10 protein-coding genes and 1 pseudogene are annotated in these 11,633 nt (G+C 61.1%); 8 read left to right on the top strand and 3 right to left on the bottom strand.

Going from position 1 to position 11,633, the window contains the following annotated elements; all coding sequences use genetic code 11:
- Positions 1-344 (top strand): annotated as a pseudogene (locus WA904_RS17675) (methyl-accepting chemotaxis protein); the annotation flags it as partial.
- A gap of 81 nt (positions 345-425) precedes the next feature.
- On the opposite strand, the gene WA904_RS17670 reads toward WA904_RS17675, so the two are convergent.
- Together WA904_RS17670 and WA904_RS17665 are read right to left on the bottom strand one after the other, a co-directional pair.
- A complete protein-coding gene (locus WA904_RS17670; protein ID WP_425198437.1) occupies positions 426-1,388 on the bottom strand; it encodes an AraC family transcriptional regulator in 963 nt (320 codons plus the stop codon).
- An 86-nt stretch (positions 1,389-1,474) separates the two neighbouring features.
- On the bottom strand, positions 1,475-2,404 hold the full coding sequence (locus WA904_RS17665; protein ID WP_425198436.1) for a LysR family transcriptional regulator: 930 nt from the start codon (positions 2,402-2,404) through the stop codon (positions 1,475-1,477).
- Between the two features lie 74 nt (positions 2,405-2,478).
- Between WA904_RS17665 and WA904_RS17660 the strand changes: the two genes are divergently transcribed.
- The 6 genes from WA904_RS17660 to WA904_RS17635 all read left to right on the top strand — a co-directional run bounded on the left by WA904_RS17660 (position 2,479) and on the right by WA904_RS17635 (position 9,134).
- Positions 2,479-3,396 carry a prephenate dehydrogenase gene (locus WA904_RS17660; RefSeq protein WP_425198435.1) on the top strand — a complete coding sequence of 306 codons (918 nt, stop codon included), beginning with the start codon at positions 2,479-2,481 and terminating at the stop codon, positions 3,394-3,396.
- A 154-nt stretch (positions 3,397-3,550) separates the two neighbouring features.
- Positions 3,551-4,507 (top strand): TAXI family TRAP transporter solute-binding subunit, encoded by a 957-nt coding sequence (locus tag WA904_RS17655; protein ID WP_425198434.1) that lies wholly within the window; start codon positions 3,551-3,553, stop codon positions 4,505-4,507.
- A gap of 69 nt (positions 4,508-4,576) precedes the next feature.
- Entirely contained in the window at positions 4,577-6,793 is a 2,217-nt protein-coding gene (locus tag WA904_RS17650; RefSeq protein WP_425198433.1) for a TRAP transporter permease, read from the top strand.
- Positions 6,794-6,921: 128 nt separating this feature from the next.
- Complete coding sequence (locus WA904_RS17645; RefSeq protein ID WP_425198432.1) at positions 6,922-8,118, top strand: PLP-dependent aminotransferase family protein; 1,197 nt, start codon at positions 6,922-6,924, stop codon at positions 8,116-8,118.
- Positions 8,118-8,504, top strand: a complete 387-nt coding sequence (locus WA904_RS17640; protein WP_425198431.1) for an energy transducer TonB — start codon at positions 8,118-8,120, stop codon at positions 8,502-8,504. The genes WA904_RS17645 and WA904_RS17640 overlap by 1 nt, the downstream gene beginning before the upstream one ends.
- A gap of 147 nt (positions 8,505-8,651) precedes the next feature.
- Positions 8,652-9,134: a hypothetical protein gene (locus WA904_RS17635; RefSeq protein ID WP_425198430.1), complete on the top strand. Its 483-nt coding sequence runs from the start codon at positions 8,652-8,654 to the stop codon at positions 9,132-9,134.
- Between the two features lie 112 nt (positions 9,135-9,246).
- On the opposite strand, the gene WA904_RS17630 is transcribed toward WA904_RS17635, so the two are convergent.
- Positions 9,247-9,408: a hypothetical protein gene (locus WA904_RS17630; RefSeq protein ID WP_425198429.1), complete on the bottom strand. Its 162-nt coding sequence runs from the start codon at positions 9,406-9,408 to the stop codon at positions 9,247-9,249.
- Positions 9,409-9,801: 393 nt separating this feature from the next.
- Here WA904_RS17630 and WA904_RS17625 point away from each other — a divergent pair, with 393 nt between their 5' ends.
- Positions 9,802-11,541: an AIPR family protein gene (locus WA904_RS17625; protein WP_425198428.1), complete on the top strand. Its 1,740-nt coding sequence runs from the start codon at positions 9,802-9,804 to the stop codon at positions 11,539-11,541.
- Positions 11,542-11,633: the final 92 nt, after the last annotated feature.

Here is an 11,633-nt window from a genome sequence, read left to right as displayed (position 1 = left end):
AGGAGCAGACGGCCGGGATAGAGCAGATCAACCAGGCGATCACGCAGATGGACCAGGTGACGCAGCAGAATGCGGCGCTGGTGGAAGAAGCTGCAGCGGCGGCCTCGTCATTGCAGGAGCAGGCCAGCGGCCTGTCTCAGGTGGTCAGTGTGTTCCGGCTGGACAGCAGCCAGGCGGTGCATTACGTGGCGCCGCCCCAGCGCACGGCACCGGCCCGCCAGCCTGCGCAGCCGCCTGCAGCCAAACGTGCGATAGCGGCACCGGCACGCAAGCAGGCACCGGCGTCACAGCCCCGGCAGCTGGCGGCAGCGGGTGCGGCAGGTGGTGAGTGGACGGAGTTTTGAGAGCCGCGAGATGTCGCTTGAACAGGCGCAGAGAGGCCGGGTGCCGTGACCGGCACGGCCTCTCCCGCAAAGCTTTCCGGCTTACAGCGGCCGCACCGGCATACACAGCAGGCAGCGGAAGGCCCCGGTTTTTTCATCCACCACAAAATCACCTTCGTGCAGTTCCAGTGAGGGTTTGTCATCGGCCTGGTAGCCGCTTTGCGGCAGCCACTCGCCGAACAGGCGCATCCATGCGGCGTGAATGGTCGCGCCCGTGCCGGTGAAGGGTGCGCAGGCATAACGGCCACCGGCAAAAGTCTGCACGCCGATTTCGCCCTGTGGCTGAAAGGCGGCATCGACCTCGAAGCAGCAGTCATAGCGGCACTTGTCGGCGGGGGTGACTTCCGGGTCGTCCTGGACGATGCCGTAAATCCGTTCCGGGTCCAGCCCGTGTTGCCCCAGCCATGCCCAGAAGCGTTGCCAGGTGGCGCCAATATCGGGGTGGCCATAGGGGCCGGTATGGCGCATGTAGGCCAGGCGAAGGGTGGGCAGGGTCTTGAGTTCGACTTCCATCAGCATTCCTTTTTCAGTGGTGGGCTGACCCGATGGCCAGCTGTCACCATCGTGCTGGAAGCTTGGCTCGGCGGCTTGATTCGCCTTGCGCACCTCTTGATGAATCTTGCTCAGTTGTTCGCGCCGGCTGGCCGACCAGTTGCGCCAGCCGCCGCGCCGCCACGCGGTGGGTGTCATGCCGAAGTGCGCGCCGAAGGCCCGCGTGAACACTTCGGCCGACGCAAATCCCACTTCCAGTGCCACGGCCAGTGCAGCCTGGGGTGGCGAAGCCAGCAGGCGTTGTGCCGCCGCTTCCAGCCGCAGGCGGCGCACGCAGTCAGCCAGCGTCTCGCCCGTCATCGCCTGAAACAGGCGATGGAAGTGCCAGGGCGAAAAATGCGCCACACCGGCCAGTGTCTGCAGGTCCAGCGTGTCACCCAGATGTGTGCTGATGTGGTCCACCACGCGGTTGATGCGGGCGACGTAGGCGCGTCTGTGGTCCGGCGCGCTCATGGTTGTGCCATGCCGTTTTTTCCGCAGCAGGAAAGCGTGGCGGCGTTCGCAGTTTTCATGGCCTGCCAGTGTAAAACCTGCCGACCTTATGGCAGTACGTGCGCAGCCTGTTTGCCCGACCTGTCTCCACGCGCCGCAGCCCAGTGCTGGCCCAGCAGCCGCACCATTTCGCGGCCGCCGGCCGACAGCGGGCGTTCCGTGCTGCCCAGGGCATAGGCCTGGTAACGCACCGCCCTGGACAGCGGCCTGAGCACCAGGCCCGAGTGGGCGAAGCGGCAGGCCGTCAGGTCGTCCACCACCGCCACGCCGTAGCCGCTGGCAGCAATGCTGCAGGCCACATAGGCGTAGCGCACATCCACCGTGGGCATCATGGGCTGGCTGCGTTCTCCCAGCAGCCGGGTGAGCATCTTGCCGTGCGCTGTTTCGGTGCCGAAGGAAATGATGTCGTGCTGCGCCAGTGCGGCCAGGGTGACGCGCTTGTGGCTGGCAAGCGGGTGGGTGGCGGCCATGGCGCACAACACGTCGCCTTCACCAATCAGCTGCGCGGTCACGGCCGGGTGCTGCGTTTGCACAAAGGCCACCACGCCGATGTCGCAGACGCCGGCCAGCAGCTGGTCGGTGATCTGCGCATGGGTGGCGATCTCCACCGACACATGCAGCTTGGGCATGCTGGTCTTCAGCCCGGCGATGGCGCGCGGCACCAGTTCCAGGGCGGTGCTCAGGTTGGTGGCAATGCGCAGCCGGTCGGCCACGCCGTGGTGCAGCTGCTCAGCGCAGGCCCTGACGCGGTCGATGCTGTGGTACGCGTCCTCGATCTCGCGCATCAGTGCCCGTGCCTCGGGCGTCGGGTACAGGCGGCCGCCGGTGCGGTCGAACAGCACCACGCGCAGCTTGACTTCCAGGTAGCGGATCAAGCGGCTCACGGCGGGTTGCGACACATGCAGGGCCAGGGCCGCGCCCGAGATCGACCCCGCCAGCATGACGGCCCGGAACACCTCGATTTGACGCAGGTTCATGGCTTAACACGAAGTTATATGAAGCGGCCATTTTGGCATTACCCGTCATGGCTTGCCACCCCTACACTGCGGCCATGCCCAACATCCGCCACACCCGCTTTCTGGAACTGGAGCGCATCGCCGTCTGCGGCCTGGGCCTGATTGGCGGCTCCATCCTGAAGGCCCTGCGCGAAGCCGGCTTCAAGGGCCATGTGACCGGCTTCGACGTGGACGGCGCCACCTGCGACGCCGTGCTGGCGCAGGGTTTTGCCAATGAAATCGCAAGCTCGCCCGACGGGCTGTTTCTGGACCACGACCTGGTGGTGCTGTGCCAGCCCGTGGGCACACTGCTGGAATGGCTGGCCCACAACAAGATGCAGATGGCAGCCGGCCACGCGGTGTGTATTGATGTGGCGAGCGTGAAGGCGCCCGTGGTGGAAGCTCTCCGGGCCTGGCCGCACCACGCGGCCGCGCGTTTTGTTCCCTGCCACCCGATTGCCGGCAAAGCCAGCCACGGATGGGAAGCTTCCGAAGGCGACCTTTTCCAGGGCAAGCTGTGCGTTCTGACACCCGACGCCCACACCGCGCAGGGCGCGTTTGACCTGGCCAGTGACTTCTGGCGCGCCCTGGGCGCCAGCACCACCACCATGGCGGCGCCCGAACACGACGCCGTGTATGCGGCCGTCAGCCACCTGCCGCAGGTGCTGAGTTACGCCTACCTGCACAGCCTGGCCTCGCGTGAAGGAACCGGCGCCTGGATGGCTTACCGCGGCACGGGTTTCCAGAGCTTTGCCCGGCTGGGCTCGTCCGACGCCCAGCTGTGGGCCGACATCGCCATCCACAACGCGCAGCCGCTGATTGAAGAGATAGACCGCATCAGCGATTCGCTGGCGCTGTTTCGCCAGTACGTGCACAACCGCAAGTTCAGGGAACTGGCCACCGCCTTTTCGTCGGCACGAAACTTCCATGCCAAAAGCGGGCCGATGGACGCCGGCTTCACCCCCACGGCCTGAACCACAAAGAAGCGCCATGCATTCCCACCATTGCCGCCCCCGCGCAAAAGCCGTTTCCCTGACCAGATGGTTATCATCCATGTCGCCGACAGGGCGCGTCATGGCGCCCACGTTTTCCGCAGCCCTCAACCCCACCCCTTCCCAGGAGATTCTCATGAAGCTAAAGCAGTTTTTTGCCAGCGCGCTGGTTGCCACCCTTGCCATGGGCGGCGCCGTGCAGGCCCAGCAGTTCTTCCGCATCGGCACGGGCGGCACGGCCGGCACCTATTACCCGGTGGGCGGCATGATCGCCAATGCGGTGTCCCAGCCCGGCAAGATCATCGTGACGGCCCAGGCGGCCAATGGTTCCCTGGCCAACGTCACCGGCATTGCCGGCGGCGCCATCGAGTCGGGCTTTTCCCAGTCTGACGTGGCTAGCTGGGCCTACACCGGCACCGGCGCCTTCGAAGGCAAGCCCAAGATCAGCGACCTGCGCATGATTGCCAACCTCTACCCCGAGAGCATTCACCTGGTGGTCAAGAAGGGCTCGGGCATCAAGAGCGTGGCTGACCTCAAGGGCAAACGCGTGGCACTGGACGAGCCCGGCTCCGGTACGCTCATCAATGCCCGCATGGTGCTGGCTGCCTACGGCGTGAAAGAAACCGACATCAAGCCCGAATACATCAAGCCCAACCAGGCCGGCGACAAGCTCAAGGACGGTGCACTCGACGCCTTCTTCTTCGTGGGTGGTGCACCGGCAGGCGCCATTGCCGAGCTGGCCTCCAGCGGCACCGGCATTGAGCTCGTTGCCCTGGGCGGCCCGCAAGCCGACGCCCTGCGCGCAGCCAACCCCTACTTTGCGGTGGACACCATTGCTGCCAACACCTACAAGGACACCGCGGCCGTGCAGACCCTGGCCGTGGGCGCCCAGTGGGTCACCAGCGCCAAAGCCGACACTGAAACCGTTTACCAGATCACCAAGGCGCTGTTCAACGACGCCACGCAGAAAACACTGGCTGCCGGCCATGCCAAGGGCAAGTTCATCACCAAGGAAAACGCCGTCAAAGCGGTGGGTATTCCGTTTCACCCCGGTGCCGAGAAGTACTACAAGGAAGTGGGCCTGCTGAAGTAAGCAGCGCTTCCGCGCGATGTATTGCGGGCGAGCCATGACTCGCCCGTTCTTTTTTCTGGAGCTTGCACCATGACCGCACCCGCCATTCCCACCGCCTTGCCCGACGACAAGACCCTGCTGGAGCTGGAAGAAAAGTTCGACCCCGAGATGCGCTTTCGCCCATCGGTGCCGCCGGCCACGCAGATCATCAAGTGGCTGCTGGTGGCGCTGTCGTGCTTTCATTACTACACCGCCGGCTTCGGCCTGCTGCAGGAGGTCACGCACCGCGGGGTGCACCTGGCCTTTGTGCTGGGCCTGATCTTCCTGGTGTTTTCGGCCAGCAAGAAGGCGCAGGCCGAGCCGGTTGCCCACAGCTGGGCCAGCCCGGGCGGCGTGCCGCTGGTGGACTGGCTGCTGGGCCTGGCCTGCGCGGCCAGCGTGCTCTACATCCCCATGGTGTTTTCCGACCTGGCTTTCCGCGTCGGCAACCCCAGCAATGTGGACGTGTTGTTCGGCTCCGTATTGATCATCACCCTGCTGGAGGCCACCCGCCGCAGCATGGGCTGGCCGCTGCCGCTGATTGCCATTGGCTTCAGCATCTACGCCCTGGCCGGCCCCATGTTTCCCGGCCTGCTCAAACACGCCGGCGCTTCCTGGTCGCAGCTGGTCAACCACCAGTACCTCACCAGCCAGGGCATTTATGGCGTGGCGGTGGGCGTGGTGGCTACCTATGTTTTTCACTTTGTGCTGTTTGGCGTCATGGCCACGCGCATCGGGCTGGGCCAGCTGTTTCTTGACATGGCTTCCAGCGTGGCCGGCCGCTACGCCGGCGGCCCGGCCAAGGTCAGCGTGTTCGGCTCCGCCATGTTCGGCATGCTCAGCGGTTCGTCGGTGGCCAATGCAGTCACCGTGGGTTCGCTCACCATTCCGGCCATGATTCGGGTGGGTTACAAGCGCGAGTTTGCCGGGGCCGTTGAAGCCGCGGCATCGACCGGCGGGCAAATCACGCCACCGGTGCTGGGCGCTGCCGCCTTCCTGATGGTGGAGTTTTTGAACGTCTCCTACCAGACCATCATTGCCGCCGCCATCGTGCCGGCCTTCATGCATTTCTTCGGCGTGTTCATGCAGGTGCACTTCGAGGCCAAGCGCCACGGCCTGCGCGGCCTGACCGACGAGGAAATGCCCAAGCTGCGCGAGTCATTGCGCCAGCGCTGGCCCACGCTGATTCCGCTGGTGCTGATGATCTGGATTCTTGTCTCCGGCCGCACGCCTTACCTGGCGGCCTTTGTGGGCATTACTTCCTGCGCCATCGTGGGGCTGAGCACGCTGATGCAGGGCAACACCGCGCGCAACTGGGGCCTGCTGGCAGTGCTGCACGGCATTCTGGTGGCCATGGCCTTTGTGGACTGGGGCACACAAACCGAGTGGATTCGCCTGGGCCTGTTTGCCGCCGGCGGCTTGGTGCTGGGTGCGGCGGCCTTGCTGGGTGGCGTGCGCGGGCGCATTGGCTACCCCGTGATTGGGGAGGCCCTGGAAACCGGCGCCAAGTACGCGCTGGCCGTGGGTGCCGCCGCCGCCACCGTGGGCCTGGTGATCGGTGTGGTCACGCTCACGGGTGTGGGCTTCAAGGTCAGCTACATCATCACCAGCGCGGCGCAGAGCATCTCGCAGGTGCTCAGCGTCATCGTGCCGGCCGGGCTGGCCAGCCAGCAGGGCATGACCCTGTTCGCTGCGCTGGTCATGACCGGCATGGTCTGCATCCTCATGGGCTGCGGCATTCCCACCACGGCCAACTACATCATCATGGTCACGGTGGCCGCGCCCACGCTGGTGCAGCTGGGGGTGGAGCCGCTGGTGGCGCACTTCTTCGTGTTTTATTACGGCGTGCTGGCCGACATCACGCCGCCCGTGGCCCTGGCCGCCTATGCCGCGGCAGGCATGGCCGGCGGCGACCCCTTCAAAACCGGCAACACCGCCTTCCGGCTGGGGCTGGCCAAGGTGCTGGTGCCTTTTGTGTTTGTGTTTTCGCCCAGCCTGCTGCTGGTGGCCAAAGGCTTCACGTGGTATGACTTTGCAGTCACTTTCACCGGCTGTGTGCTCGGCATCACCGTGCTGGCCGCGGCACTGAGCAGGTTTGCGCTGGTGGAAATGAGCCGCTGGGAGCAGGCCCTGTGCGTGCTGGCCGCGCTGCTGCTGATTGCCCCAGGTCTCACGCCCACGCTGCTGGGTGCGGCGCTATGCGTGCCCATGCTGCTGCGCCAGATCACCGCCTGGCGTGCGGCGCAGCGGGGCCTGGCACCGGCTTGAGGTGGTTTGAAGTGGCCTGAAGGGTGGGCGGGAAGGCTGGCTATGAGGCGGTGCCGTCGCGAAAGCAGGAATCCTGCGCGCGACGGCGCTAACATCTACCCATTCCCTCCAACTCAATGCTGCCTGCCATGTCACTTCCCTTTGCCGATCGCCTCAACAACGTTGAAACCTCCGCCATCCGCGAACTGTTCAAGCTGCTGGGCAAGCCCGGCATCATCAGCTTTGCCGGTGGCTTCCCCGACAGCGCCATGTTCGACGTGGCCGGCATCCAGGAAGCGGCCAACAAGGCCCTGACGGAAGAACCCGGCGGCGCGCTGCAATACGGCGCCACCGAAGGCTACAACCCGCTACGCGAACAGCTCGCCGCCTTTATGGGCACCAAGGGCGTGAGCGTGTCGCCAGACGGCCTGATCGTCACCACCGGCAGCCAGCAGGCGCTGGACCTGCTCGGCAAAACCATGATCAGCCCCGGCGACAAGGTGATTGTGGAAGCGCCCACCTTCCTGGCCACCATCCAGTGCTTCCGCCTGTACGGCGCAGAACTCATCAGCGCGCCCATCGACGCCAACGGCGTCAAAACCGACGAGCTGGAAAAGCTGATGGCCGAGCACAAGCCCAAGTTTGTGTATTTGATTCCTACCTTCGGCAACCCCAGCGGGGCCATGCTGAGCCTGGAGCGCCGCAAGAAGGTGCTGGAGCTGGCCGTCAAGTACAACACCCTGATCGTCGAGGACGACCCGTATGGCGACCTCTACTTCAACGCAGCGCCGCCCCCCAGCATCCTGAGCCTGAGCAAAGACGTGCCAGGGAGCAGGGAACTGATTGCCCACTGCGGCAGCATGAGCAAGGTGCTGAGCCCCGGCCTGCGTGTGGGCTGGATGATCGGCCCCGCCGAGCTGCTGGCCAAGGCCACCATGTGCAAGCAGTTCAGCGACGCGCACACCAGCACCTTTGCTCAGGCCACGGCCGCGCAATACCTCAAAGCCGGCCGCATGCCCGCCACCCTGGCCAATGTGCGCAAGGTGTACGGCGAGCGCGCCCTGGCCATGGGCGCCGCGCTCAAGCGCGAGCTGGGTGACGCGGTGGAGTTCACGCAACCCCAAGGCGGCCTGTTCTTCTGGGCCCGGCTCACGGGCGCGGGCGGCAAGACGAAAGACGCCGGTGAATTTGCCAAGAAGGCGATTGAGCAGGGTGTGGCGTTTGTGCCGGGGGCGCCGTTTTACGCCAGCAAGCCGGATGTGAGCACGTTCAGATTGAGCTTTGCTACCGCGGATGTGGGGAAGATTGAAGAAGGCATGGCGCGGCTCGGCAAGGCTCTCCAGTGATGAAAAAGCAGCTGCTGTTCGCTGCAGCCTTGATGGGTGCGGCAGCAGCACTGGCGCAGACCCCGCCGGCCGTTGGCGACCGCGACACACCTGGTGCGGCTCCTGTTCTGGCGACCTACGCCCGGCCAGAAGCGCCTTTGACGCCGGAATATCCACCCGCGGCATTGCGCCAGGAGCTGCAGGGGCAGGTGATGGTGAAACTGCGGGTGCTGGCCAGCGGCGCCGCAGCGGATGTCCAGATACGCACCAGCTCCGGGCATGCCTTGCTTGATGAGGCGGCGCTTGCCTACTTGCGCAGGGCCAGGTTCGTTCCGGCGCGGGATCGCAGCGGTTTGGCTGTTGACAGTCTGGTCGTCGTTCCTATCCGCTTTGTGCTTGAGGATTAGCCGCCTGAAGGCTTGGTAAGCCCTCAAGTGAACTCGCGGAGCCGGGGCTTGTTGTTCACTCGTAAACATTCATGAAACCCCTCTATTTGGAGGATGACCCAGTGCGTTTGCGCGCCTATCATCACGCAAGACCAAAAAGGGAGCGGTATGAGTGATTTCCAGACGGAGCCGTTCACACGGCCAGTGGCGCGACACAGCCAATCGGCTGGCGATGCCTTCCCCCCGCCGCCCAAACTGCATTGGTCACTCCTGCTGCTGTTCACGGTCATTTCTTTTGGCGTATTCCAGTTCGTCTGGATGTTTGTCCAATCCAGTTGGGCGCGCAAAGTCGATCCGGAATCGAAAGCAACCGCCTTTTTTGCCGGAGATGTGTTTCTTTTTCTGCTTAGCCTGGTCTTCGCCGCGTCCTCCGATAGCGGATTTAAAAGCCTGGAGTTGCCGTTTCTGCTTGGTTCCTGCATCGTCTTTTACGCCGGCGTCTATTCGATCCGCAGGACGATGCTGGATCATTACAACCAGATCGAACCGATGCAGCTGGAGATGTCCGGCGCAATGACTCTCCTTTTTGCCTTGTTGCATCTGCAATATCACATGACACGCATCGCCTATGCGAAGGCCGACGGCAAATAGAAGTGTTCGGTGGAGCACGGTACCCATAAAAAAGCCCGCTGCAAATGCGTAGCGGGTTTTTCGCTGAGCGGGTAGGGCGCCGGTCGTTCATCCGGCAGGTTGTTCGTCCTTCTCAACCGTCTCGCTGTCGGCATCCGGCTTGTCGGTGGCGTGGAGATGCGGCTTCTTGTCGGGTTGAACGGCATGTTCCGTGCTGGGGGGCGATTTCTTCGCCGTAGTGTTTCTTTTTCTGCTGGATTTTTTTGTCGCGGGCAATGTTGCGTGGATCGGTCATGGGGGTCCTGTGGTGTTGATTAGGGCGTGCAGGGCCTGAGTGAACCTGTCTTGCACAGTGCGCGGCGGCAAACCGGCGATACCGCTGTAATGCCTGACCTTGTGCGGGAGGGCTCCACTCGTTATTCCAGGCGAGGTGCGGCGCTGGGCATATTCACTGTTGAAGTCGGGTGCGTGTCATCCTTCTGCAAAGGAAGAGTTCAGTTTTCTGCCGAATTTGGCGTTCGGCATGACTTAAAAAGATTCGAAATGGCTTTCGCCAAGAAGTCATGGGAATATTGCTGGCGTATTACCCCTCTGTTACAACGACGGGAATGCGCTTATGCTGGTAGAACGAATGCGACTGTGACGCCGGTTGTGTCTAGCCGTCAAAAATTAACAATCGAGGGATGGAATGAATAAAATTATCGAGAGCTTACTTAACGACTTTCGAAACCAAAACAGCTTGCCGAGTGACATGAGTGAGAGTGATGCGTTTGAGAGATTTGCTGCATTTATAGCTGTTGAACCAGTAGCACTTCAAACGGTTTCACCGCAGGATTTTGTGGTTGGGGAAGACGGCCAACCGGACATTGATTTCGTAGTTGCCATAGTAAATGGCGTCCCAGTAAATGATCCAGATGAAATAGACGCTCTTGCGGAAACAAACAAATATATAGATGCACATTTCATCTTTGGGCAAGCCAAAACATCACCCGGTTTCGATGTCAAAGCACTGGGTGGGCTCGGCGATTTTGTTGATTATTTTGTGACTCAGGGCAGCACGCCCGCCGACAACGAAAAAGTTAATAGATTTCACGAAGTCTGGACTAAGGTTTTTGACCATGCAAAACTTTTTCGTGATGCCAATCCTGCAATTTCTCTTTTTTATGTGACGAGTGGAAGCCCTCCTACCGAAAGCGACGTCCATTTTTTCAAGAAAATTACTCAGATAAAAAAACGGTTGCGGGCGACTGGAAATTTTGGTCCCATAAATATAGATTTGTTGGGCGCGGCCGATATTCAGAAACGTTACAAACAACTTACTAATCAACTATCCGCGGAGCTCAACTTTCCGAAAAAAGTTGCATTAGGTGATATTGAAAAGATAAAGAACGCGTACGTTGGTGTGGTTCCGGCTACCGAATTCTTGAAGTTAGTCGTGGGTGCCGCGGGACAAGTCATGCAGTCTGTTTTTTATGACAATGTGCGAGATTGGCAGGGTCACAATGCCGTTAACTCCCTAATGCAGGAAACGCTGAAAGATCCGATTCGGAAAAGACGATTTGTAGTGATGAATAACGGCGTGACTGTAATTGCGCGAAAGCTTCGCCCAGTGAATGATCGTCTATTTTTAGAGGATTACCAGATCGTAAATGGATGCCAAACGAGCAACGTTTTGGCTCGGATGGATGCTGTGTCTTTAGACGGGGTGATGATCCCACTCCGCGTCATGGAAACGTCTGATGACAAGGTAATACGTGACGTAATCCAAGCGACAAATAATCAGACAGAGGTTACTCAGCCTCAATTGCTCGCTATCACTGATTTTCAGAAGGGCTTGGAGGCTTTCTTTGCCACTCATTCATCTCCAGGATTGGTTTATGAACGAAGAATGAAGCAGTACTCAGGGGCGAAAATTGATAAAGCAAAAATTGTGACTCCGTTAGGGCTGGTGAAGGCGGTAGCCGCGACCTATCGTGATGAGCCTCACAAGACAGCAAGGGAATTCAGTTCGTTGGTCAAAGGACTGGGGATCTCAATATTTGCCGAGAACCATAAGTTCGAGCCCTACTATGTAGCTGCTCTGCTCAACTATTGGGTCGAGTATTTTCTGAGGACTGGTCGGATTACCGGTGGAATGAGGCCCGCGCGCTATCAAATCATGTATGCCTTCAAGTTATTTCATCAAGGTACTCCGGCCCTTGACCTTAGTTCGCGAGCGGCAGCTCGGCATGCAGATGGGCTTATGAAATTGTTGCGATCCGAGCGTACCGCCAGTGACGCGCTTGACGAGCCTATCAAGATCGCTGTCCGCTTAATGCAAGGTAAAGGCCGGACTGAGCCTCGAACATTGGCATTTACGGCCAAGGTACGGAAATCTATTGAGGTCAGGCTGAACAAGCTGGCGCAGAAGGCTGAAGGCAAAAAGTGAATACTGATTAGCTTCAAGTTGAATAAAAGTGACTCTGAACGAAAGGAGCGGGCCTACCGCGGCGGCTGATTTGGCAGCCTCAGGGGCGCAGG

Source organism: Polaromonas sp. (genome assembly GCF_049790275.1).
In the GTDB taxonomy this organism is placed as follows: domain Bacteria; phylum Pseudomonadota; class Gammaproteobacteria; order Burkholderiales; family Burkholderiaceae_C; genus Polaromonas.
This window is presented reverse-complemented; position numbering and strand designations above follow the sequence as displayed.